The following is a 23810-nucleotide window of genomic DNA, read 5'->3' as shown; positions in this document are numbered from 1 at the left end:
TCAGGCGATCGATCCGCCGCCATCGGCCCGGATGATCTGGCCGTTGATGTAGCCGGCTGGGTCGGAAAGCAGGTAGCAGGCGAGACTTGCGATCTCGTCGGGACGGCCCATCCGTTTCAGCAGGCCGTTCTTGCTGCCGACATCCTCTTTCTCGCTGTCGCTCAGCCCCCAGCGCTCGGTCCATCCGGTATCGATCGGGCCGGGCGCAATGGCGTTGCAGCGAATATCCGGTGCGTATCGTCGCGCGACCGAGCGGGTGAGTCCCAGGACCGCGACCTGCGCCGGATTATAGGCAAACGCCTTTGGATCGCCCCTTAGCGAGTCGCTGGAGGAGAAGTTGACGATCGAGCCGCCGCCTTTCTGCAGCATAAGCGGGATCGCCTGGCGAATTGCACGAAACGAGCCCAAAAGGTCCACTTCGAAAACGTCACGCAGATCCGACGCTTCCAGCGTCACAGGATCGGCGTCCCAGAGATCCTCGGACCAGAACGATGCATTATTGACCAGATAATCGAGCCCCTCTCCTTCCTCGGCGATCCGACCGAAGAACGATGAAACCGCCTTGTCGTCCGTCAGGTCGACCTGCTTGGCTTCGATACGCTGCTTTCCGCCGAAGACTCCCTGCAAGTGGCGCACAGGCTCGTCGTCGCTGTGATAGGTCAACCAGAGATGACAGCCGCGTTCGGCCAACTGGTGGGCGATCTCTCGCCCCACTCCGCTCGAAGCGCCCGTCACGACGGCGATACGGTTTTCCATTGAATCCGTTAGGCTCATTTCTTCCACTTTCTCTGGACGCACTGCAGGAAGCCTGTCCGCAAGCGTCACGAAATTTCGACAGGGGCTCAACATCCGAGCCCGAACAGCCCAAATATAGGCTTATGAGCGAAACACGAATCATCAAGGCCCGACGTCATCGTCAACGCAAGGAACCGTTGGTCCCTGGCGAAGATCGCGATCTCGGCTCGCGCGTTCGGGACCTTACCGCCAGCGATACCGAACCATCCGATAAAGAAGGCGGATGGCAGCCGGGAGACATCGTCTCCGAAAGCCAGGCGACCGAGACGGATCGTGGTGCGCTGGAGTCCCTGCTGAAAGACATCGCCTGGGACGATCTCTCCATCACGGACGTCTCGGGCAAAAGCGGGGCCGAGGTGATCGGTCTCTATGTGAAGCACCTGCCGAACCGGCCCGGTGTCTATCGCATGCACAACAAGGATGGCGACGTCCTTTACGTCGGCAAGGCGCGCAGCCTGAAGAAGCGGGTCTCGAACTACGCGCAGGGTCGCGCCCATGCCGGCCGCCTGACGCGCATGATCGCCGAAACCCACTCGATGGATTTCATCGTGACCCGAACGGAGACAGAAGCGCTTCTGCTCGAAGCGAATCTGATCAAACGGTTACGGCCGCGCTTTAACGTTCTGCTGCGTGACGACAAAAGCTTTCCCTACATCGTTCTGACGACCGACCATGATGCGCCCGGCATCTTCAAACACCGGGGGGCAAGGTCCAAGCATCGGGACTATTATGGTCCCTTCGCCTCGGCCGGCGCGGTGACGCGAACGGTCAACGCCTTGCAAAAGGCGTTTCTCATCCGCTCATGCTCGGACAGCGTCTATTCCAGCCGCACGCGCCCCTGCCTTCTCTATCAGATCAAGCGATGCTCCGGCCCCTGCACTGGCGAAATCGATGATGACGATTATCGCAAGCTGGTGAAGGATGCGGGCGACTTCCTTTCCGGCCGCTCGAACGCCGTGACCAAACGAATGGCCGAAGAGATGAACGTGGCGGCCGAAAATCTGGATTTCGAACGCGCCGCCCTCTTCCGAGACCGCCTGTCGGCGCTGTCCCACGTGCAGAGCCATCAGGGAATCAATGTGGAGGGTCTGCAGGAGGCCGATATCTTCGCCATCCATCAGGAAGGCGGGCAGAACTGCATCGAGGTTTTCTTCTTCCGCACAGGTCAGAACTGGGGCAACAGGGCCTATTTTCCAAAAGCGGATTCGGCGCTGGAGGAAGGCGACGTTCTGGGCGCATTCCTTTCCCAATTCTACGACGACAAGCCGGTCCCGCGACAAATCCTCCTCTCCCATCCCATCGAGGACCAGGACCTTCTGGCAGAGGCTCTTTGCGTCAAGGCGAGCCGCAAGGTCACGATTGCCGTGCCGGCGCGAGGCGAAAAGCGCGATTTGGTTGGCCGCGCGCTCCAGAATGCGCGGGAAGCGCTCGGCAGACGGCTGGCCGAGACCTCAGCTCAGGGCAAGCTCCTCTCCGGCCTCGCCGAGACGTTCGGTCTGGAAAACGTCCCCCGCCGCATCGAGGTCTTCGACAACTCTCACATCATGGGAACAAATGCGGTCGGTGCGATGATCGTCGCCGGCCCGGACGGTTTTGCGAAAAACAGCTATCGAAAGTTCAATATCAAGAATCCGGAGACCAACCCCGGCGACGACTTCGCCATGATGCGCGAAGTCATGGAGCGACGTTTCTCGCGCCTACTGAAAGAACATGGAAAGCCTGACGATACCGAGAACAAGCCCGAGAGCGACGACAGTTTTCCTGCGTGGCCGGATCTGTTGCTGATCGATGGTGGCCGGGGGCAGGTCAATTCCGTCCTCTCCATACTGCGAGAACTCGGCGTGGAGAATGAGGTGGCCGTGATCGGCGTGGCGAAGGGGCAGGATCGAGATGCAGGGCGCGAGCGCTTCATTATCGAGGGCCAAAGCGAATTTTCTCTGCCGCCGCGCGATCCTGTGCTCTATTTCATCCAGCGATTGCGTGACGAGGCGCACCGCTTTGCCATCGGCAGCCATCGGGCCCGGCGAAAAGCCAACCTGACAAAAAATCCGCTCGACGAAATCGACGGAATCGGCCCGGCTCGCAAGCGAGCGCTGCTCCAGCATTTTGGTACGGCGAAGGCGGTTTCGCGCGCTGCGCTGCGCGACCTTATGGCCGTAGAAGGGATTTCCGAGTCGACCGCTCGCCAGATCTACGACCATTTCCACGAAGGCGGTGAGACGGGGTGAAAGATAAGTTCCGCATTCCCAACGCTTGACGGTAGCGAGTTCAGCCCGACTTGGCTAAACAGAGAGCCAATCCGAGCGACGGTGATCATGATCCGCAACGCCTACAACATTCCCAACCTGCTGACCTATGCCAGAATTCTGGCGGTCCCGGCCGTAGCGGTATGCTTCTACGTCGAAGGCAGGCTTCACTCCTCCGACCCTGCCAGATGGTGGGCGCTCGGCATTTTCGTGATCGCCGCAATCACCGATTTCTTCGACGGCTATCTGGCCCGACGGCTCGGTCAAAGCTCCAATATCGGCAAGATGCTCGATCCGATCGCCGACAAGCTGCTGGTCGCCACCGCACTATTGCTGCTCGCGGCTGATACGGATCAGACCATTCAGGGATGGAGTCTCTGGGCGGCGATCATCATTCTCTGCCGGGAAATCCTGATCGCCGGTCTTCGTGAATATCTGGCCGGTCTCAAAGTCTCCGTTCCCGTTTCCCGCCTTGCCAAATGGAAGACGACCGCACAGCTCGTTGCGATCGGGTTTCTGCTCGCCGGACCGGCCGGCGACAAGATTTTCCCCTATACAACCGAAACAGGTCTCGTGCTGCTGTGGGTGTCAGCCATCGTCACGCTGATCACTGGCTGGGACTATTTCCGCGCCGGCCTAAAACACGTCGTGGAGGAATGATCGAAAGCCATGGTAAAACTCGTCTATTTCGCTTGGGTTCGCGAACGACTTGGCAAGAGTTCCGAAGAGATCGAACTGCCGGCGGAGACTAAAACTGTCTCTGACCTACTGAGCCATCTGGCAGGGCGCGGCGAAGCCTATGCGGAACTCATGGAGCACCGGAACGCCATCCGGGTCGCGATCGACCAGGAGCATGCCGACCATGATGAACCGATCGGCCAAGCCTCCGAGATTGCCCTATTTCCGCCCATGACGGGTGGCTGAATGAGCCGGACATCCATACCGATCGTCGTACGGATACAGACCGACGATTTTGAAAGCGGTGCCGAGATCGCTGCCCTGACTGACGGGCGGACCGACATCGGTGCCGTCGTCTCGTTTACGGGCCTGTGCCGTGACGATGGCGAGATATTGAAGTCGCTCGAACTGGAGCACTATCCCGGCATGGCCGAGGCTCAAATCCGGCAGATCGCAGAGGAAGCTGCCACGCGATGGCCGCTGCACGGCCTTCTTGCCATACATCGCTACGGCCATATCGCGCCCGGCGAGCAGATCGTGCTTGTCGCCGCCACGTCTTCGCATCGGCAGGCTGCCTTCGACGGCGCGAACTTCCTGATGGATTATCTGAAGACCGAAGCGCCCTTCTGGAAGAAAGAGCATCTGAAGGATGGCTCGAGCGGCGAATGGGTCTCCGCCAAGGATTCGGACGACCAGGCCCGCAAGCGGTGGGAAAAGGGATGAACGACCGCGTGCAATTGGACGAGAGCTGGAAGGCCGCACTGTCGGACCAGTTCGCCGCCTCCTATATGGCGAGCCTCAAATCATTCCTGAAAAGCGAATATTCGAGCGGCGCGACCATATTTCCGCCTACCACCGACTATTTTCGCGCTCTCGACCTGACCCCGCTCAAGAAAGTGAAGGTCGTCATCCTGGGGCAGGATCCCTATCACGGTGACGGGCAGGCCCATGGTCTTTGCTTTTCCGTAAAGCCGCAGGTGCGGACACCGCCTTCCCTCGTCAATATCTACAAGGAATTGCAGAGCGATCTCGGCATCGCGCCCGTACGGCACGGATTTCTCGAGAGCTGGGCGAGACAGGGCGTCTTGCTGCTGAACAGCGTGCTGACGGTACGGCGGGGCGAAGCGGCTTCGCATCGCGGACAGGGTTGGGAGCGGTTCACCGACGCCGTCATCCGGCAGGTCAACGATCTCGACCACCCGGTCGTATTCATGCTGTGGGGTTCGTATGCGCAGAAAAAGGCGTCATTCGTCGATACCGAGCGCCATCTCGTCCTGAAGGCGCCGCACCCCTCACCGCTTTCCGCGCACAACGGCTTCTTCGGCTGTCGCCATTTCTCCAAGGCCAATGAATTCCTGGCGCGAACCGGCCAAGAGACGATCGACTGGCAATTGCCTGCGAGCGTCGACGACTAGACGATCGACCAAGCCGTGCCATGCGCGACAGCGATGAAGTGGCAGATCGCGCCGGCGAGCACGAAACTGTGCCAGACGACGTTGTGAAACTTCAGGCTTTCCCACACGTGGAAAACAACGCCGACCGAATAGCATAGCCCGCCGATGAAGATCATCGTCGTGACGAGAACCGGCAGCACCAGAAGCATCTGGCCGATCAGGACGACGCCGCACCAGCTAAGGCCGAGATAGAGGGCAGGATCCCAGCGCCGGTACTCTCCTGCAAAGAAGAGTTTGGAAACGACGCCGGCGAGCGCACCCGACCAGACAACGGCCAGAATGAAATAGGCCAGCATCGTGTCCATCAGAACGACGAGCGGTGTATAGGTGCCTGCAATCATCAGAAAAATCGCAGCCTGGTCGAAGCGTCGAAGAAGGCCTTTCGCGCCGTGCCACGGCGTCAGATTATAGATCGCCGAGCAGGCAAACATGGCAAAAAGGCCGCCGCCATAGATGGAAAGCGCGACGGTCATGCTGCCGGATATTTCGCCCGCGGTGAGCGCCAGAAGAAGCGTAACGGCGACGGCACTGGCGATCATGGCCAGTGTGTGAACAATTCCGTCGGCATAGAGTTCGGCCGCGGTGAAATTTGGGAAAGGCATAGTAGCGGCCTCCTACCGAACTGATCCTTCTCACAAGGAGCCTTGGCTCTTTGCCTCCTGCCGAGGATTACCATTATCCGTAACGATGTGGTGAAGAAAGTAGGCGCCGAAAGGCCACTCGCCAAGAAACTTCTTGAGAGAGCGATTTATCGAATCGATAGAATCGGTTCGCTCGAACTCCTGACAGACGGAATCAAAAAGGCCGGCGCATGGCACCGGCCCCTCGAAAGCTGCTATCGGCGGCCTATCAGCCAACGATGTCCTTTTCGGCGAACCAGAAAGCGATCTCTTCCTTGGCGGTTTCCGGCGCATCAGAACCATGCACGGAGTTTTCGCCAATCGACTGAGCGAAAGCCTTGCGGATCGTGCCCTCATCTGCGTCGGCCGGGTTGGTGGCGCCCATCACTTCGCGGTTCTTGGCGATAGCGTTCTCGCCTTCCAGAACCTGAACGACGGTCGGGCCGGAGGCCATGAATTCGGTCAGTTCGCCGAAGAAGGGACGGTCCTTGTGCACGGCATAGAAAGCTTCGGCTTCGCGCTGGCTCATATGAACACGCTTGGAAGCAATGACGCGCAGGCCGGCATCTTCAAACATCTTAGTAATGGCGCCGGTCAGGTTGCGCTTGGTCGCGTCCGGCTTGATCATGGAAAAGGTGCGTTCGGTGGCCATGGAATTCCTCTGGTCATAATTGGGAAAAACGGTTCGGCGCGCTTCTAGCGGAAGCGGCTGGTCTTTGAAAGAGCACATGCAAAGCGCTTGCCTCGCGGGCCAACCCGCGTCACAAGGCGAGCATCATGCTGACCATATCCGACCTTTCGCTCCGCATCGCCGGACGCCTTCTTCTCGATCATGCCGATCTTTCGCTGCCGACCGGCGCGAAGGCAGGCCTTGTCGGTCGCAATGGTGCCGGCAAAACCACACTCTTTCGCGCCATTCGCGGCGAGATGGCCTCCGAAAGCGGACGGATCGATTTGCCGAAAGGCGCACGGATCGGCGGCGTCAGCCAGGAAGTGCCGGGCACCGATGAATCGCTGATCGACATCGTTCTGAAGGCCGACACCGAACGCGCCACCCTGCTGGAGGAATCGGAAACGGCGACCGATCCGATGCGGATTGCGGAAATCCAGACCAGGCTGGTGGATATCGACGCCCATTCCGCCGAAGCGCGCGCCGCGGCGATCCTCTCCGGCCTCGGCTTCGATCAGGAAGCGCAGCAGCGCCCGGCCAAGAGCTTTTCTGGCGGCTGGCGCATGCGTGTCGCGCTTGCCTCCGTCCTCTTCAGTCAGCCGGACCTGCTTCTTCTCGATGAGCCGACCAACTATCTCGATCTGGAAGGCACGCTCTGGCTGGAAAACTATCTGGCGCGCTATCCGCACACCGTCCTTCTCATCAGCCATGACCGCGACCTTCTCAACCGGGCCGTCTCGTCCATCGTCCATCTTGAAGGCAAGAAACTGACCTTCTGGCGCGGCGGCTACGACCAGTTCTCCCGCCAGCGCGCCGAAAAGGCCGAACTGGCTGCCAAGGCGGCCGAAAAGCAGGATGCCCGCAAGAAGGAATTGCAGGCTTTCGTCGATCGCTTCCGCGCGAAAGCCTCCAAGGCGCGTCAGGCGCAGAGCCGGCTGAAAATGCTGGAGAAGATGGATGCGATCGACATGCCGGTCGACGAGCATGTCGCACCCTTCCGCTTTGCCGAGCCGCAGAAAGAGGTCGCCTCCCCCGCCATCCGGCTGGAGGAAACCTCGGTCGGGTACGAACCGGGCAAGCCAATCCTGAGAGGGCTGAACCTTCGCATCGATGCCGACGACCGGATCGCGCTGCTTGGCGCGAACGGGAACGGCAAATCCACCTTCGCCAAGCTCCTCGCCGACCGTCTGAAGGCCGAGGAAGGGACCATGACGGTCGCGCCCAAGCTGAAGGTGGCGATGTTCGCGCAGCACCAGATGGACGATCTCCATCCGAACGAAAGCGCCATCGAGCATGTCCGCGCGATGATGCCGCAGGCGCCGGAAGCGAAGGTGCGAGCGCGCGTGGCGCAGATGGGATTGCCGACCGAGAAAATGATGACGGCCGCCAAGGACCTCTCCGGTGGCGAGAAGGCGCGCCTTCTCATGGGGCTTGCGACCTTCGAGGGGCCGAACCTTTTGATCCTCGATGAGCCGACCAACCATCTGGATATCGATAGCCGCCGCGCGCTGACCGATGCGCTCAACGCTTTCTCCGGCGCCGTCATTCTCATCAGCCATGACCGCAGCCTGGTCGAAAGCACCGCCGACCGGCTCTGGCTCGTTCATGACGGAACGGTCGCGCCCTATGAAGGTGACATGGAGGATTACAAGGCGCTGATCCTGTCATTGAACCGGACCAGCAAGGGGGAGAAATCGAAGCCCAGCCAGTCCAAGGCGGAAATCCGCCGCGAGGCCGCCAAGAAGCGCGAAGAACTCAAGGTGCTCGCCAAAAAAATCAAGGAATTCGAATCCTTGATGGGAAAGGCTCAGAAGCGGATTCAGGCGATTGAAGCAGAGCTTGCAGAGGGTGACATCTACGAAAGCGATCCGGCCCGCGCGACAAAACTCGCCAAGGAACGGAGCGATGCCAGCGTGAAACTGGCCGAGACCGAAGCCGCCTGGCTGGAAGCCAGCGAGTCCTATGAGACATCGGTCAACGGATAAGGCCCCGCACCGCCTCTATACAAACACTCACCTAAACGAAGCGGTCGGTCGCATCGATCAGTCGGTCCAATATGCCCGGCTCGGAGAAGGCATGTCCCGCGCCTTCCACAATCTGCAGGTCCGCCTCAGGCCAAGCCTCATGAAGGCGGAACGCGGTGCGCGCATGGCAGGGCATATCGTACCGGCCGTGAATGATAACGCCCGGAATACCGCGTAGCCGGCCGGCATCGCGGATCAACTGATCCTCTTCCAGCCAGCCTCGGTTGACGAAGTAATGCGTTTCCAGCCGGGCAAAGGCGACCGCGAAATGCGGGGCGCGGAACTTGCTGCTCGTCTCCTCATCCGGCAGCAAGGTGATGGTCTCGCCCTCCCAAATCGTCCAGGCTTTGGCAGCTTCCAGTTGCTTCGCCTCTTCGCCCTCAGTCAGGATGCGGTGATAGGCGGCCAGCAGATCATCCCGCTCGTCCTCGGGTACTTGTGCCTGCAGGCGCGCATATTTGTCCGGAAATATCTCCGAGACGCCGTATTGATAATACCAATCCATTTCCGCCTTGGTCAGCGTATAGATGCCGCGGAGAATGAGTTCACTGACGCGCTCGGGATGTTTTTCGGCGTAGGCCATCGCCAGTGTCGATCCCCATGATCCGCCGAAGACCAGCCATTTGTCGGCGCCGTGCAATTGTCGAAACCGTTCGATGTCTTCGACCAGATGCCAGGTCGTGTTGGCCTCCAGACTGGCATTGGGCGTGGAGCGTCCGCAACCGCGTTGATCGAACAGCAGGACATCGTATTTCGCGGGATCGAACAGGCGCCGATGCGCCGGCGCGATCGCACCTCCTGGTCCGCCGTGAAGGAAGACGGCTGGCTTGGCGCCCGGCGTTCCGCAGCGTTCATAATAGATGCGATGTCCGTCATCGGTTTCCATGAAACCGGAATCGTAAGGCTCGATTGGGGGATAGAGTTTGCGAGACTGCATTGGGGAAACGCCTTTCGCTGAATGAGAAAATAGGGTCGTTGTCGACCGGAAGGCTTTGAATTCTTATCGCGAGCACTTTCTTTTCGCTGCGCCTACGACACTTTATTGGATCGTGCATCGCAACTGCGGAATTAAGAATTTTCTATGAAAAACAATCAACTCGGCCGCACCGGTATCTCCGTCTCGCATTTCTGTCTCGGCACCATGACGTGGGGCAGCCAGAACTCGGAGGCCGAAGCGCACGCGCAGATGGATCGCGCCGTCGAGCGCGGTGTCAATTTCTTCGACACAGCGGAAATGTATCCGACGACGCCCCGTTCACCGGAGACGCTCGGCAGGACGGAAGAACTGATCGGAACCTGGTGGGCGAAGAGCGGCAAGCGCGATCAGATCGTGCTCGCCTCGAAAATCCTCGGTGAAGGCACGTCCATGGCCCGTCATGGCGCACCGATCTCAGGCAAGACGATGCGCGAAGCGCTCGACGCATCGCTCAAGCGACTGCAGACCGATTATGTCGACCTCTATCAGTTTCACTGGCCCAATCGTGGTTCGTACCACTTCCGACAGCACTGGACCTTCGATCCGTCGGACCAGAGCGCCGAGCGCGAGCTGGAGCATTTCGTCGATGTGCTTTCCACGGCCGACGAATTGATCCGTGAAGGCAAGATCCGCGCGCTTGGTGTGTCAAACGATACGGCCTGGGGAATCATGCGCATGGTGCGCCTTGCCGAAGAACGTGAATTGCCCCGCATCGCCTCCGTGCAGAACGAATACAACCTCTTGAACCGGATGTTCGATACGGACCTTTCCGAAATCGCACATCATGAAGATGTCGGTCTCCTCGCCTATTCGCCGCTCGCAGCGGGGCTTCTTACGGGGAAATATGATGGCGGCGCGGTGCCCGAAGGCTCACGCTGGTCGATCAATAACGGGCTTGGCGGGCGCGAGGCGCCGCAAGGCATGAAGATGGCGGAAGCCTACAATTCCCTTGCCCGCCGCCATGGCCTCGATCCGGCGCAGATGGCTTTGGCTTTTGCCGCGAGCCGCCCGTTCATGACGAGCGTCATTATCGGCGCGACATCCATCGAGCAGCTCGACAATGCGCTTGATGGTGCAGAGATGAAGCTCTCGGATGAGATCGTCGGAGAGATCGATGGTATTCGTCGGATGAACGGTCTGCCGATCTGACGATGGCGGGTTCGTCGCCCATCATTGAGGACGTCCTCGCGCCGGGTCTCGCGCTAGTCTTCTGCGGCACGGCCCTTGGACGGATTTCGGCGGAGCGGCGTGCCTATTACGCCAATCCCGGCAACTATTTCTGGCGAACGCTGCACGATGCGAGGCTGACGCCAGAGCGTATCGCACCGGCAAACTATACCTCCGTCCTTCAATACGGGATCGGCCTGACGGACCTTTGCAAGACACATTTCGGACAGGACGCGGACTTACCACCCGCCGGTTTCGATGTCGCAGGTCTCGCCACGAAGATCAGGCAATTTCAGCCCCGCTATCTGGCTTTTACCAGCAAGACAGCGGCGTCGATTTTCCTCGACCGACCGACGGGACAATTCCAGTGCGGGCCACTTGGTGAGTATATCGCTGAGACGGAGCTCTGGGCGCTCCCCTCTCCCTCCGGGCAGGCACGGCGATATTGGGATCCGGAGCCGTGGCGTGCGCTGGCCGAAACCGTCAAGGCGGATCGGACGGATCAAACGGCTTGGTGAGTGCGATTTGGAGGTGTCACGCCATCTTCTTCCAGCCGCCACCTTCGCCCTGCTGCCAATAGGTAACGGCGTGGCCCTCGCCTTTCAGGCGTTTCCATGCGGCACGGGCGTCGGCGAGCTGTGTCTCATCATGGCCGTCGAACATCAGGACGACCCGCTCATAATCATTCAACCCCTCTGCGGGCATCGCGCCGCCGCCGAAGAAGCGCACATTGGCTGCGTTCGCGTTTGTTGTTGCGGTCGTCAGAAGAACAGGCTGCTCATCCGGCGGCATGTCCTTCGACAGATCGGTTCCGTGCGGCAAAAAGGAGTCGCCGCGGAACGTCCAGAGATGACCATCCAAGGCATCGCGAAGGCGGCCATCGGGCACCTCCACCGCCGCGCGCCAGCCGCGCTCAAGGCTTTTTTCGAGAAGCGCGGGAAGAGTGGCGTGCAGCGTGGAATCGGTCAGATGGTAGAACCATATTTCGGCCATGGCCGGTTCTCTCAGCCTTGTTTCGCCTCGTAATGGTCGCGCACCAGGCGATCAAGAAGACGGACGCCGAAACCGGAGGCCCAGCCGCTCGAAATTTCATTCTTGGGCGATCCCATGGCCGTGCCAGCAACATCGATATGCGCCCATGGAGTTTCCCCTACGAAGCGCTTCAGAAACTGCGCGGCCGTGATCGACCCTGCGGGCCGACCACCCGTGTTCTTCATGTCCGCATTCTTGCTGTCGATCAGCTTGTCGTAAGCGTCACCGAGCGGCAGCCGCCAGACCTTTTCATTGGTCTGCTTGCCGGCCGCCATCAGCCGTTCGGCCAGTTCGTCATCGTTGGAAAACAGCCCGGCATGATCGTTGCCGAGCGCGATGATGACCGCGCCAGTCAATGTTGCCAGATCGATCATGAAGGCCGGGTCGAAACGGTCGCGCACATAATGCAGCGCATCTCCGAGGACGAGGCGGCCTTCGGCATCGGTATTGATCACCTCAATGGTCTGGCCACTCATCGATGTGACGATGTCGCCCGGACGCTGCGCCTTGCCATCGGGCATATTCTCTACCAACCCGATTACACCGACCACATTGCTCCTGGCCTTCCGCGCCGACAGGGCGTGCATGAGACCGAATACGGCCGCAGCGCCACCCATGTCGCCTTTCATGTCCTCCATACCGCCGGCCGGCTTGATGGAGATGCCGCCCGTGTCGAAAACAACGCCCTTGCCGACGAACGCGATTGGCTTTTCACCTTCCGCGCCGCCATTCCATCGCATCACAACCAGTCGCGGCGGGCGATCCGACCCCTGGGACACGCCAAGCAGCGCACCCATGCCGAGCTCTTCCAGTTCTTCCTGGCCGAGAATCTCGACCTCGACGCCCTGATCGGAGAGCTTCTGCGCCTTTTCGGCAAATTCGACCGGCCCCAACACATTGGCCGGCAGGTCAACGACTTCGCGAGCCGCCAGTACGCCCTCGGCAACACCCTTGTGTTCATCCCAGACGGCGCTTGCTGCATCCGGATCGGCGCACTGGATCGTCAGGCTGACGGCGCCTTCGTCCTTGTCTTCGTCATCCGTTTTCTTTTTGGTCTTGTATGTATCGAAGCTGTAGGAACGGAGGAAGAATCCCATCGCGAAGCGCACGATTTCCTCTGTCGAGCACGGCCCGTCCGGAGCATCCAGAATGGCCGTCGCCGTCTGCCCGGCGTTGAGAGCAGCATAGGCTGCGCCGCCAATCCGGATGAAATCATGCTCCTGTCGCTTATCGGAGGGCCCCACGCCCAAAGCGACGAGGCGCGAAAAATCTGTGCCAGCCGGCACGAGCAGTTCGAGTTTCGCGGCAAGCTTACCTTTGAACTTGGCCTCTTTCGACGCCCTTTCGAGTGTTCCTTCAGCATCGGCCGACTTCACCTGATCGGAGAAAATGCCGCCCTCGCCCGCCAAAACAATCACGCAGCCTTCTTTCGGGGTGGAAAAAGGCGCAAAACGAATTTCTGGGCGAAGTGGCATGGCGGGGACTGACCTTTCCGATCGGCGATTTCTTTGGAACCGATCATCTGGTCAGCGCAGAATTTTATGCAAGGGCGGAATGGTGTTTTGCCCAAGCCTACAACGAGCGGATCAGGAGGGAGCAGGTCAGCGGGCAAAGTTTCAATGGCCGCATTTCAACCATCCGAATCATGTCCTTGAGCGGCAGAGTGGCAGACATGCTCTCGACGCAGTCGTTGCGACATTACCGGTTTGAGCCTTTCGGGGCTGGCCTCGCACCGGTCGAATACGTCTGAAATCGTTAACCAAGCTTCTTGTGGTGCCATTTGCCATTTTCCGCCAAATTAGCGAAAAGCCGATCGATTTCAGGACGAGCACGCTTCCACCGCCAATGAACATCCTCAACCGATATATTGCTGTCAGGATCGCCAAGACCGTGCTGGTCACGCTGGCGTTGAGCCTGGGCGTGGTCTGGACGACGGAGGCGATCGGCCGTCTGGAACTCGTCACGGATAATGGCAGCGGCCTTGTGTTTTTGAAGGTCGCGTCTCTTCTTCTTCCCGGTGTGATACCCGATACTCTTCCCTTCGCCCTCGCGATCGCCGTCGCGCTCACCCTCCAGGGAATGAACCGCGACAGTGAACTGGCTGTCATCGCCAATTCGGGCGGCGGGCGACGGCAATTGCTGCGACCGATTTTTCTGGTCGCGCTGGTCTGCGCGGGAGCGGCATTCTACATTCAGAACGTGGTGTCACCGGCCAGTTGGCGTGAGGTCCGTACCCTCATCGCCGAATCGCAGGCGGAACTGATTCTTTTCGCCCTGCAGGAAAACAGCAGCCGGACACTTCCCGGAGGCATCACCATTCAGATCGGCGCTCGCGATGATGCGGGCCAATTGACGTCCATCCTGATCGCGGATCGGCGTAATGAAGACGATCCGACACTGATCTACGCCGACCGTGCGGTGGTCGACAAGAATCGCGCCGAGCCGATTCTCTCCCTGCGAAACGGCCAGATCCATCGCGGTGACAGCTCCTATGTCTCCATCATCAATTTCGATCGCTACGGCATCAGCCTCTACGACTTCACCGGTTCCAATTCGCCGCAAGTGTCGTTCGGAAACAAGGAGGCGCCGTTCAAGCTTCTTGCGGGAATGGAGCCGATCCTTCCACCCTATCGCAACACGCCGGATTCGTACCGCAAGGAATTGCATGTGCGGCTGACGTCGTGGATCTACTGCTTCACCTTCGCCGCCCTGACGCTCGCCGCCCTTGGTCAACCGCGAACGAACCGTAATGCGAGCATCGGCATCGTGCCGCCCCTGCTTCTGGCGCTCGGGCTGCGCTGGGCCGGCTTCACCGTGGAGGACATGGCGACCGACAGGCCGGAGATCATCCCGCTTATCTATCTTATTCCGCTGCTGGGCCTTATTTTCTTCCTTTGGGTGTTCATGTCCGGACGAACCCTCTTCGGTGCGCTGACATTGCCGCGCATCCGATTGCGCCGAAAAGCACAGACCGCATGAAAACCCTTTTGCTTCAGCGCTATCTGTTCAGACATTTCCTGAAGAACGTGGCCGTCCTTGCGGTCATTGCGCTGGCCCTCGCCTTCATCGTCGACTTCGTGGAGGTTGCCGACCGGTATCGTGACCGCGAAAGCGTGACGACCGCTGTGCTCGTCGGCATCACGGGCAACCGAATCCTTCAGCTTGTCTCGGATATCATTCCCTTTGTGGTGTTGCTGGCGGCTGTCATGCATTTCTCTGCCCTCAACAGCCGCCTCGAGCTGGTGGTGGCCCGAGCCGGTGGAATGAGCGTCTGGCAATTCGTCTCTCCTGCCATCGCCGGTGCGTTTTTCGTCGGGGTCGTGACGGTCCTTTTCATCGGTCCTCTCGCCACCTATTCCACGGAATGGATTGCAATGGCGACCGGGCAGAAAAGTGCGTCGATCGGTGAAAGGCGCACGCTATGGTTGCGGGAGCGCGATGATGACGGAGTCCGGATCATCGGCGGCACGGTCGAGGGGAGCGCTCCAGACGCGATCTATGGGGTTACGATTCTCGAAGTTGGGACAGACGGCCGGGTATCACGGCGAATCGATGCCGATCACGCCATCCTGTCCGAGGATGAAATGAGCCTCAGTGACGTGATCGAGCGTCCGATCGGGGAACGGGTTCTGCGACGCGAGACGCTAGACCTGCCGACACAGATCACGGCGGATCGGCTAAAGCCCCGTGAAGTCGATCCGAGACGCCTTGCAATCACCGACATACCGGCCGCCGAAAGCGATGCGACAGCGCGCGGCGCCAGTATCGCGCCGTTGCGTACAAGAATGCACCAGTTGCTCGCCAAGCCCTTCACGCTGATCGTGATGGTTATCTTTGCTGCAACAGTCGCAGTAAAATTCGAGCGCACGGGGCCGGTTTTGCGGGCAATCGCCGGTGGCGTCGCAGCAGGCTTTCTGCTTTATGTCCTTTCGATGCTGTCGGAAGGGTTCGGCAGTGCGGGGCTTATTTCGCCTGCCATCGCGGTGTGGGTGCCGATTCTGGTGGCGGGGCTTCTGGGAACTGCCTTCCTGATACAGAAGGAGGATGGCTGAGTGAGGGGCTGGCGTAGCAAGACGCTGTCGACAGTGCGGGGCCTGACCGCGCTGCTGTTGACGAGCGCGCTCACGATGCCGGTCCATACGGCGTCGGCCGCTCCGGCTGCGCCACCTCCAGCCTCCGATGTCAATCTGGCCTCTGCGCTCGGCGCGCCCGACCCCGAGCGGATGCTGATCGAAGCGCAGACACTGGAATATGACATCGATGGGGGAACGGTGACCGTCTACGGCGCCGTCCGCATCTATTACCAGGGCAACTCACTTGTTGCCGACCGCGTGACCTACGATCAAAAGGGCCGGAAGCTCCAGGCTGTCGGCAATGTGGAGCTTGTTCAGCCCGGCGGCACGATCATCAATGCCGCCGTCCTCGATATCACGGACGACTTCGCCAACGGATTCGTGAACGCTCTGCGTGTTACGACACCCAATCGCACCTTTTTCGGCGCCCAGAGCGCGGTTCGCCAGCCCGGCGACGTCACGATCTTCAATTCAGCAGTCTATACCGCCTGCGAGCCATGCGAAGAGAACCCCGACAAGTCGCCGATCTGGCGTATCAAGAGCCGGCGGGTCATCTGGGATGGGGAAGCGAAGACCGTTACCTTCGACGACCCGACATTTGAATTTCTCGGCGTTCCGCTGTTTCGGGTCGGTGGCTTCACCATCGACGATCCGACCGTCAAGCGGAAGAGCGGCTTTCTCTTTCCGACCTTCGGCAGATCAAGCAATCTCGGCTACTATTTCGGCACGCCCTATTATTTTGCTCTCTCGCCTTCGTCGGAAGCGATTTTCCGACCCGTCGTCTACAGCAAACAGGGCCTGCTGCTTTCCGGTTTCTATGCGCGTCGTTTTGCCAATGGATATGCATCCATAAGCGCAGCCGGCATTTATCAGCTGGACCCTGACGGTTTCGGCGAAACGAATGTCAGCAATGGCAAGACACTGCGCGGCATGGTGGGCACCCGTGGTCAGTTCACCATCAACAAGAACTTCATATTCGGCTGGAACGTTCTGGCGGAGAGCGACAAGAATTTCGCCAAACTCTACGATATCGAGAATTACACCCAGTCCGAACGGGTTTCCGAGGTCTGGCTGCAGGGCAGCAACGATCGCAACTGGCTGGACCTGCGTGCAGGTCGGTTTCAGGTCCAGGAATCGGTCACGGATGACGAGATCTCTGCGCGGCACCGCTCCCAGCCATGGTTCCTGCCCAGCGCGGATTATCGCCGGGTAGACGAGGACATTGCCGGCGGCGAACTGCGCACACGCGTCAACACGCGAACGATTTATCGCCAGCGCCTGCGCACATATGACAATCAGGCCGGGACCGAACTGATCGGAGTACCAGGGCCTGAAGGGCTTTCCAGCCGGTTGACCGCGGAAAGCACATGGCGTCGACAGTTGATCACCGATAACGGGCTCGTGGTCACTCCCCTACTGTCGGGCCGCGTCGACGTGATCGAAACCGATTTTTACGACGAAACGGATGCGGCGCTCGCCACACTGGCTGCCAATCAAGGCACGAGCTACGATGAGCGCGAACTTGCCGCACGCGGCATGGCGACAGCCGCGGTGCAGGTGAGTTACCCGTTCCTGTTCTCCGCCGCCGGTTCTTCGCATGTGATCGAGCCGATCGGTCAGATCATTGCGCGTCCAGACGCGCCGTATCAGGAGACGTTCGGCCTTCCGAACGAAGATGCACAGGCGCTGACATTCACTGCCGCCAATCTTTTCGACATCGACAAGTTCAGCGGAATGGATCGGATGGAGGGCGGTACGCGCGCCAATGTCGGTCTTCGTTATGTCGGCACCTTCGATAATGGCTGGCGAGCGAATGCCCTCGTCGGCCAGTCCTATCATTTGGCGGGCGAAAACCCCTTCGCCGATCCCGATATCGTCAAGACCGGCATGTTCTCCGGACTGGAAGACGATGTGTCGGACGTCGTGGCTCAGTTCGGGATCAATACCCCCGGCGGTCTGCAGGCGAGTTTCGACACGCGCATCAGCAAGGATGATGGCAATCCGGATCGCCTGGCGGCGCGCCTCTCTTACGTTTCCGACAAATGGAGCCTTGGCGTCGGGTACAGTTCGGTCGAAGGCCAGCCTGGCTACGGATTATATGAGCGAAACGAGGAAGGCAGTGTCGCCGGTTCGCTCAAGTTCGCGGAACATTGGACCGCTTTTGCCAAAGCGGCCTACAATTTCGATCAGGAGTATATTTCGACGACGACAACCGGCCTCGCCTATGAGGATAGCTGCTACACCTTCGCCGGCGGCTACTCCATGAGCCGTAACGATAGCTCGGAAATCAGCCACGACTTCAAGGTTTTCATGTCGTTCCGGACCTTGGTCGATATCGGCGAAGATGCCCGTCCGAGCTTCGATCAGTAAGCCTCAGGCTCCCCGGCGTCACGCTTTTGCCGTATAAGTTGCGCATCGGTGCGCTGCTCGAAGCCACATATTCACAATTGAAAGCCCAGACGAAAACGGTCGGAGCCATAATGTTTCGCTATCAAAGACTAGCCGCAGCAATCGCGCTCAGTTTCGCCGCGGGCCTGCTTTCTCCAATCGCATTGCAGCCGGCGACCGCCAGCGAGATCAAGATCGTCGTCAACAAGGTGCCGATCACCAGCTACGACATCGCCAAGCGCACAGCCTTCCTTCGGCTTCAGCGCAAGAGTGGCAATCTGGGCCAGCAGGCCCAGGACGAGTTGATTGAAGACGCACTCAAGCGCTCGGCGTTTCAGTCCGCCGGCATCAGTGTTCCCGACGCCGAGGTGGATGCCTATTTCGCCCGCTTTGCCAAGAGCAACAAACTCACTCCTGCGCAGCTCACCCAGGTTCTCGGCCAGGCTGGCGTGACGGCCAGGCATTATAAGGACTTCATCGAAACGCAGATGGGCTGGGGCAAATATGTCCGGGCCCGTCTTCGCGCCGAGAACAAGGAAGAGAATGACATCACGAAGCAGATTCTGGCGCGGGGCGGCGACAAGCCGACGGCGACGGAATACATCCTTCAGCAGGTGATCTTCGTGGTGCCTGCCGCAGAGCGCAGCAGTCGGCTGGCAGCGCGTACGAAAGAGGCTCAGGCGATGCGCCAACGCTTCCAGAGTTGCGACAACAGCCGCGAGTTCGCCAAGGGCCTGCTCGACGTTACCGTTCGCGACCTCGGCCGTAGCCTTGAACCTGAACTCCCCAGCGAATGGGCGCCTATGGTCAAGGGTTTGAGTGAAGGACAGACCACCCAGGTTCGACAGACCGAAAAGGGTGCGGAGTTTCTTGCCGTCTGCCGCACGCGCTCCGTTTCCGATGATCGGGCTGCCGAAATGGTCTGGAGCGCGGAAGAAAATGGCAATGGAAGCGGCAAGGAGGCGCAGGAAAAGTTTCTGTCCGACTTGCGCGAGAAGGCTGAAATTCAGCGCAAGTGACCCGTCAGAAGCCTGAAAGATGATCGAACGCCCCCTCGCCGTCTCCTGCGGCGACCCTTCCGGTATCGGCCCCGAATTGCTTTTTCGCGCCTATATGCGGCGCGAGAAGCTGGGGCTTCCGCCGTTCGCCATCCTTTGCGACCCCGACTTTCTGGACGCGCGGGCGAGCAGAATGGGGCTGGCCGTTCCCATGCGGGGCTTTAGCGAGTGGTCCGAGACCGCCTCCATCTTTCCCGATGCCCTGCCCGTCATGGCCTTGAAGGCGCGGTTCGACGATTGCCCAAGAGAGCCACTGATCGCTCATGCCGCTGGCATTATCGAGTCGATCGACCGTGGCGTCGACGCGGCCCTATCGGGCGAAGCCTCGGCGCTTGTCACGCTCCCTATCGCGAAAGCCCCTCTCTACGAAGCCGGGTTCGCCTTTCCAGGTCATACAGAATATCTCGGAGCTCTAGCTGAGAAGCAGACCGGTCATGCCGCGACACCTGTCATGATGCTCGCCGGTCCTGGTTTGAAAGCTGTGCCGGTGACCATTCATGTCCCGATTTCAGCGGTACCGGGCCTTCTGACAGGCGAATTGCTTGAAGAGACTCTCCGCATCACGCACCAGGATTTGCAGACCCGCTTCGGCATACCGAAACCGCGCATCGCCGTCTCCGGTCTCAACCCGCACGCCGGAGAAAGCGGCAAGATGGGCCGCGAAGAGATTGAACTGATCGAACCGGTCCTGGCGCGTCTGCGTCAGGAAGGCATGGAGATTGCCGGTCCCCTGCCCGCAGACACCATGTTTCACGAGAGGGCTCGAGCCGGCTACGATGTCGCTGTCTGCATGTATCACGATCAAGCCCTGATCGCCGCCAAGGCGTTGGCTTTCGACGAGACGGTGAATGTCACTCTCGGCCTGCCCTTTATCCGGACATCGCCGGACCACGGGACTGCCTTCGATATTGCCGGCAAGGGAATAGCGCGTGAAGACAGCGTCGTTGCGGCCCTGAAGATGGCCGCCGATATGGCATCCGGTTCCTTCTCGTCATGACGATTGACCATCTCCCGCCTTTGCGCGAGGTCGTCGAACGGCACCGCATTGCGGCAAAGAAATCGCTTGGTCAGAATTTCCTTTTCGATCTCAACCTCACCAGCAAGATCGCCCGCTCCTCGGGTCAGCTGAAGAACCGTACCGTGATAGAGGTGGGTCCGGGGCCCGGCGGTCTGACACGGGCGCTTCTGGCGGAAGGAGCGGCCAAAGTGATCGCCATCGAGCGGGACGAGCGATGTGTCGCGGCCCTCGAGGAGATTGGCAACGCCTATCCCGGTCGGCTCGACATTGTCAGTGGCGATGCCTTGACGATCGACTATCCGGCGCTTGCAGAAGATGTTGGCGAGCCGGTGAAGATCGTCTCCAACCTGCCCTACAATATCGGTACAGAGCTGTTGCTCCGCTGGTTGACGCTTGGCGATTGGCCTCCCTTCTGGTCTTCGCTGACGCTGATGTTCCAGAAAGAGGTCGCACAGCGGATAACCGCCCGTACCGGCGACAACCATTATGGACGGCTCGGGGTACTGACGGGATGGCGATGCGAAGCGCTAAGGCTCTTCGACGTTCCCAGAGATGCGTTTTCTCCCCCGCCGAAAGTCACCTCCTCGGTTGTTCATCTGGAGCCGAAAACAGATCCGCTGGCGGCGGACCTGTCTTGCCTTGAGCGGGTGACGTCGAATGCCTTCGGACAAAGGCGGAAGATGTTGCGTCAATCGCTGAAGGCGCTGGGTGGCGAAGCCGTTCTTGAAAAAGTCGGGATCGACCCCACGCGCCGCGCGGAAACTCTCTCCATCGAAGAGTTCGTGGCCCTCGCCAACGCGATCTGAAAAGAGGCGAGTTAGACGTCTTCCTCGAGCATATCGGAAATGAAGTCGAAAAGGCCCGGCCGACGGTCGCGCCGCAACCTCTCCGCCGCAATGATCGACTTCACTTCACGGAAGGCGTTGTCCAAGTCGTCATTGATCACGATATAATCGTATTCGCGCCAATGGGCGATTTCCGCGCGCGCATTCTTCAAACGCGTTTCGATCACGGCATCGCTGTCCTCGGCACGCCGCTTCAGGCGTGCATTGAGTTCGCCGATCGAGGGCGGCAGGATAAAGATCGACACCATGTCGGCGCCAACCGTCTGCTTCATCTGCTGGGCGCCCTGCCAGTCGATGTCGAACAGCATGTCCTGACCGTTGGTGATGGCCTCTTCGGCCTGCGCCCGCGGGGTGCCGTAAAAATTACCGTGTACTTCGGCCCACTCCAGCAATTCGTCGCGGTCGCGCATGACTTCGAAGTCGCGAACGGAGCGGAAATGGTAGTGCTGACCGTCAATCTCGCTCGAGCGGCGCGTGCGGGTCGTGACCGAGACTGAAAGGCAGAACGCTGGATCGTTTTCCAAAAGGTTGCGAGCGATCGTCGACTTGCCTGCGCCGGAGGGCGAGGACAGAACCAGCATCAGCCCGCGGCGCGCGATGGAAAAACGCTCCGCCTCCGTTGTGTGCCGCGTAACATTATCCATCTTACCGTTCCTTGCGACCATAGTCCCCGCACTCATGCCGACGGACTCATTCCACGTTCTGCACTTGCTCGCGAAGCTGGTCGACAACCACCTTCATGTCCAACCCGATAGCGGTCAACGCAGCGGAATTTGCTTTTGCACACAGAGTGTTCGATTCGCGACCCAGTTCCTGCGCCAGAAAATCCAGCCGACGACCGACCGGCTCCTCTGCCTCGAAAAGCTCGGCAACCGCATCGCAGTGCGCAAATATCCTGTCGAGCTCTTCGCGAATATCAGCGCGGGTCGCAAGGAGCGCCGCCTCGGCATGCAGACGCGCCGAATCCAGAGCCGCTGACGTTCCAAGCAGGGTTTCGACCTGAGCCTTCAACCGCTCTGCAATGGCCTCTGGCCGGCGCGAAGGGTCCTCGTCCGCTTTGGCAGCAAGTTCGGCTATCTGGCCGACCTGGCGGGAGATGACGGACTGAAGTCGCAGGCCCTCCTCAATGCGTGCCTTGCTCAGCGCGGTCAGCGCTTTTTCAAAGAGCGCCAGACTGGCCGTATCGATCTGCTGCCGTGCCTCATCGTCGGCGGAAAGTGACGTATCCGCCGTATCGATGACGCCGCGCAGCGCCAGCAAGCCATCGGCGCGCGCAGGAGCGAACCCCTCCTGCTCAAGTCTTCGAGCTTCCTCGGAAAAGCGTGCGAGGACCTCCCGGTTTATGCTGACACCGCCAGATACCTCGGAGAGGGTGCAGCCGACATGCAGCGTGCCACGGGCGAACCACTTGCGAGCAGCATCCCGTATCTTCGGTCCCAGATGATCGAGCCCGGAGGGCATACGCAGCCGGACATCGAGGCCGCGTCCGTTCACCGACTTCAGCTCGAAGCGCAGGGAGCGGTCAGCGACAAGGCCCTCCGCCGACCCAAACCCCGTCATGCTGCGAAGAGCCATTTCTTATTCTCCCGGTACGGGATCGTCGCCCTGAACCGGGCCACGCTCTTCGGTTGGAATACCGCGATCGGCTTCCAATTCGCGCCAGGCGCGAACATTGGCATTGTGCTCTTCGAGTGTCGCCGCGAAGGCATGGCCGCCAGTGCCGTCGGCTACGAAATAGAGAGCGTCCGTCTCCGCAGGATGGGCAACGGCTTCCAATGCATCGCGGCCAGGCGTGGCAATCGGCCCCGGCGGCAGGCCGTTGATCACATAGGTGTTATAAGGCGTCTCCTTGGTGATATCCGACCGGTAGATGGGACGATCGGCGGGTTTACCCTCGCCACCAAAGAGACCGTAGATAATCGTTGGATCCGACTGCAGCCGCATGCCCTGACGCAGCCGGTTGATGAAGACCGCAGCAACCTCGGGCCGTTCTTCCGGCACACCCGTTTCCTTTTCGACGATCGATGCGAGCGTGACGAACTCTTCCACCGTTTCGATCGGAAGTTCCTCATCCCGTTCCGCCCAGATCCGCTGAACAAGTTCGCTCTGACGCTGCTGCATGTCTTCGACCAGCGTCTGACGAGCGAGGCCGCGCTGAAAGACGATCGTATCGGCAATCAGGCTTCCTTCCGCCGGCGTCTCTTCAGGCATGTCGCCGGAAAGCGCGTCATTGCTCTCGATACGGGCAAGCGCCTGATGCGTCGTCCAGCCTTCCGGCACCGTCACCCGGTACTCCAACACGTCGCCGCGCTGCATCATCTGCAGGATGTCACGCATCGAAGCCTGCGGCGGAATTTCATACTCGCCGGCCTTCAAGGAGCCATCGAGGCCGTAGGCACGGGTGGCGATCTTGAACACCTGCGCATCGGAAATCAGGCCTCGCTCCGCGAGATTGTTCGCGATCGTCGAAAGACCCGTTCCAGGCTCGACCGCGAAAAGGGTCGGCCGAGACCGATCGCTCGGCCGATCGAAAACTTCGAGAGAATACCAGATCAGCCCCCCGATCCCGATCACGGCAAGGACCGCGATTGTGAAGAGGAAGTTGAAAAAGATGACGAACTGGTTGCGGGCCGTGCGGCTGCGACGGCGGTCGGGTACCGCCGCCTCCTCGGTCACGGGCTGGCTTGTGCTGGATGGCCCTTCGGTCTCGTTCATCCCGGCTCCGATTCGTTGAACTGGCTTATGGCTTCACCTGCCCGGCCAATG

At 60.0% G+C, this 23810-nt stretch carries 23 protein-coding genes; 14 read left to right on the top strand and 9 right to left on the bottom strand.

What is annotated here, in order from left to right; translation table 11 throughout:
• Nucleotides 1-774 (bottom strand): SDR family NAD(P)-dependent oxidoreductase, encoded by a 774-nt coding sequence (locus tag D8780_RS04985; protein ID WP_158598443.1) that lies wholly within the window; start codon nucleotides 772-774, stop codon nucleotides 1-3.
• Between the two features lie 104 nt (nucleotides 775-878).
• On the opposite strand from D8780_RS04985, the gene uvrC reads away from it, so the two are divergent.
• The 5 genes from uvrC (at nucleotide 879) to ung (ending at nucleotide 5134) form a co-directional block, all read left to right on the top strand.
• Nucleotides 879-3023, top strand: coding sequence for an excinuclease ABC subunit UvrC (gene uvrC, locus D8780_RS04980; RefSeq protein ID WP_121644621.1), 2145 nt, complete (start codon nucleotides 879-881; stop codon nucleotides 3021-3023).
• Nucleotides 3024-3110: 87 nt separating this feature from the next.
• On the top strand, nucleotides 3111-3701 hold the full coding sequence (pgsA, locus tag D8780_RS04975; RefSeq protein ID WP_121644620.1) for a CDP-diacylglycerol--glycerol-3-phosphate 3-phosphatidyltransferase: 591 nt from the start codon (nucleotides 3111-3113) through the stop codon (nucleotides 3699-3701).
• A 9-nt stretch (nucleotides 3702-3710) separates the two neighbouring features.
• Nucleotides 3711-3965 (top strand): molybdopterin converting factor subunit 1, encoded by a 255-nt coding sequence (gene moaD / locus D8780_RS15815; RefSeq protein WP_199699559.1) that lies wholly within the window; start codon nucleotides 3711-3713, stop codon nucleotides 3963-3965.
• On the top strand, nucleotides 3966-4442 hold the full coding sequence (locus tag D8780_RS04970; RefSeq protein ID WP_199699558.1) for a molybdenum cofactor biosynthesis protein MoaE: 477 nt from the start codon (nucleotides 3966-3968) through the stop codon (nucleotides 4440-4442).
• Nucleotides 4439-5134 carry a uracil-DNA glycosylase gene (gene ung, locus D8780_RS04965; RefSeq protein ID WP_121644619.1) on the top strand — a complete coding sequence of 232 codons (696 nt, stop codon included), beginning with the start codon at nucleotides 4439-4441 and terminating at the stop codon, nucleotides 5132-5134. Before D8780_RS04970 ends, ung begins: the two co-directional genes overlap by 4 nt.
• Here the strand turns inward: ung and trhA are convergent.
• Nucleotides 5131-5775, bottom strand: coding sequence for a PAQR family membrane homeostasis protein TrhA (trhA, locus tag D8780_RS04960; protein ID WP_121644618.1), 645 nt, complete (start codon nucleotides 5773-5775; stop codon nucleotides 5131-5133). The genes ung and trhA overlap by 4 nt on opposite strands.
• 247 nt (nucleotides 5776-6022) lie before the next feature.
• A complete protein-coding gene (gene ndk / locus D8780_RS04950; RefSeq protein ID WP_121646376.1) occupies nucleotides 6023-6445 on the bottom strand; it encodes a nucleoside-diphosphate kinase in 423 nt (140 codons plus the stop codon).
• Nucleotides 6446-6570: 125 nt separating this feature from the next.
• Here ndk and D8780_RS04945 point away from each other — a divergent pair, with 125 nt between their 5' ends.
• On the top strand, nucleotides 6571-8448 hold the full coding sequence (locus D8780_RS04945) for an ABC-F family ATP-binding cassette domain-containing protein (protein ID WP_121644616.1): 1878 nt from the start codon (nucleotides 6571-6573) through the stop codon (nucleotides 8446-8448).
• Between the two features lie 31 nt (nucleotides 8449-8479).
• Here the strand turns inward: D8780_RS04945 and pip are convergent, their stop codons facing one another.
• Nucleotides 8480-9424 (bottom strand): prolyl aminopeptidase, encoded by a 945-nt coding sequence (gene pip, locus D8780_RS04940; RefSeq protein WP_121644615.1) that lies wholly within the window; start codon nucleotides 9422-9424, stop codon nucleotides 8480-8482.
• A gap of 144 nt (nucleotides 9425-9568) precedes the next feature.
• On the opposite strand from pip, the gene D8780_RS04935 reads away from it, so the two are divergent.
• Both D8780_RS04935 and D8780_RS04930 read left to right on the top strand, forming a co-directional pair.
• Nucleotides 9569-10612 carry an aldo/keto reductase gene (locus D8780_RS04935; RefSeq protein ID WP_121644614.1) on the top strand — a complete coding sequence of 348 codons (1044 nt, stop codon included), beginning with the start codon at nucleotides 9569-9571 and terminating at the stop codon, nucleotides 10610-10612.
• 2 nt (nucleotides 10613-10614) lie between these two features.
• Complete coding sequence (locus D8780_RS04930) at nucleotides 10615-11148, top strand: mismatch-specific DNA-glycosylase (protein WP_121644613.1); 534 nt, start codon at nucleotides 10615-10617, stop codon at nucleotides 11146-11148.
• Nucleotides 11149-11164: 16 nt separating this feature from the next.
• On the opposite strand, the gene D8780_RS04925 is transcribed toward D8780_RS04930, so the two are convergent.
• Together D8780_RS04925 and D8780_RS04920 are read right to left on the bottom strand one after the other, a co-directional pair.
• Nucleotides 11165-11623: a DNA polymerase III subunit chi gene (locus D8780_RS04925; RefSeq protein WP_121644612.1), complete on the bottom strand. Its 459-nt coding sequence runs from the start codon at nucleotides 11621-11623 to the stop codon at nucleotides 11165-11167.
• A gap of 11 nt (nucleotides 11624-11634) precedes the next feature.
• Complete coding sequence (locus tag D8780_RS04920; RefSeq protein ID WP_121644611.1) at nucleotides 11635-13137, bottom strand: leucyl aminopeptidase; 1503 nt, start codon at nucleotides 13135-13137, stop codon at nucleotides 11635-11637.
• 370 nt (nucleotides 13138-13507) lie between these two features.
• Here D8780_RS04920 and D8780_RS04915 point away from each other — a divergent pair, with 370 nt between their 5' ends.
• From D8780_RS04915 to rsmA, 6 genes are all read left to right on the top strand, one after another.
• Nucleotides 13508-14641, top strand: coding sequence for an LptF/LptG family permease (locus D8780_RS04915; RefSeq protein WP_147440284.1), 1134 nt, complete (start codon nucleotides 13508-13510; stop codon nucleotides 14639-14641).
• Nucleotides 14638-15714: an LptF/LptG family permease gene (locus tag D8780_RS04910; protein ID WP_121644609.1), complete on the top strand. Its 1077-nt coding sequence runs from the start codon at nucleotides 14638-14640 to the stop codon at nucleotides 15712-15714. The genes D8780_RS04915 and D8780_RS04910 overlap by 4 nt, the downstream gene beginning before the upstream one ends.
• Nucleotides 15715-18105, top strand: a complete 2391-nt coding sequence (locus tag D8780_RS04905) for an LPS-assembly protein LptD (protein WP_121644608.1) — start codon at nucleotides 15715-15717, stop codon at nucleotides 18103-18105.
• Nucleotides 18106-18215: 110 nt separating this feature from the next.
• Entirely contained in the window at nucleotides 18216-19142 is a 927-nt protein-coding gene (locus tag D8780_RS04900; RefSeq protein ID WP_121644607.1) for a SurA N-terminal domain-containing protein, read from the top strand.
• 19 nt (nucleotides 19143-19161) lie between these two features.
• Nucleotides 19162-20178, top strand: coding sequence for a 4-hydroxythreonine-4-phosphate dehydrogenase PdxA (gene pdxA, locus D8780_RS04895; protein WP_121644606.1), 1017 nt, complete (start codon nucleotides 19162-19164; stop codon nucleotides 20176-20178).
• The gene (rsmA, locus tag D8780_RS04890; protein WP_121644605.1) at nucleotides 20175-21005 is read left to right on the top strand and encodes a 16S rRNA (adenine(1518)-N(6)/adenine(1519)-N(6))-dimethyltransferase RsmA; all 831 of its coding nucleotides are present in this window, start codon (nucleotides 20175-20177) and stop codon (nucleotides 21003-21005) included. The genes pdxA and rsmA overlap by 4 nt, the downstream gene beginning before the upstream one ends.
• Before the next feature lie 11 nt (nucleotides 21006-21016).
• On the opposite strand, the gene gmk is transcribed toward rsmA, so the two are convergent.
• From gmk to mltG, 3 genes are read right to left on the bottom strand one after another with little or no spacing between them, the layout of a single operon-like run.
• Nucleotides 21017-21688, bottom strand: a complete 672-nt coding sequence (gmk, locus tag D8780_RS04885) for a guanylate kinase (protein ID WP_121644604.1) — start codon at nucleotides 21686-21688, stop codon at nucleotides 21017-21019.
• A 46-nt stretch (nucleotides 21689-21734) separates the two neighbouring features.
• Complete coding sequence (locus D8780_RS04880; RefSeq protein ID WP_121644603.1) at nucleotides 21735-22619, bottom strand: YicC/YloC family endoribonuclease; 885 nt, start codon at nucleotides 22617-22619, stop codon at nucleotides 21735-21737.
• 3 nt (nucleotides 22620-22622) lie between these two features.
• Nucleotides 22623-23759 (bottom strand): endolytic transglycosylase MltG, encoded by a 1137-nt coding sequence (gene mltG, locus D8780_RS04875; protein ID WP_121644602.1) that lies wholly within the window; start codon nucleotides 23757-23759, stop codon nucleotides 22623-22625.
• Nucleotides 23760-23810 lie beyond the last annotated feature (51 nt).

The sequence above is a fragment of the Notoacmeibacter ruber genome, from assembly GCF_003668555.1.
Classification (GTDB): Bacteria; Pseudomonadota; Alphaproteobacteria; order Rhizobiales; family Rhizobiaceae; genus Notoacmeibacter; species Notoacmeibacter ruber.
Note: the sequence above shows the minus strand (reverse complement) of the source record. Positions and strands in the feature narration are given on the sequence as shown.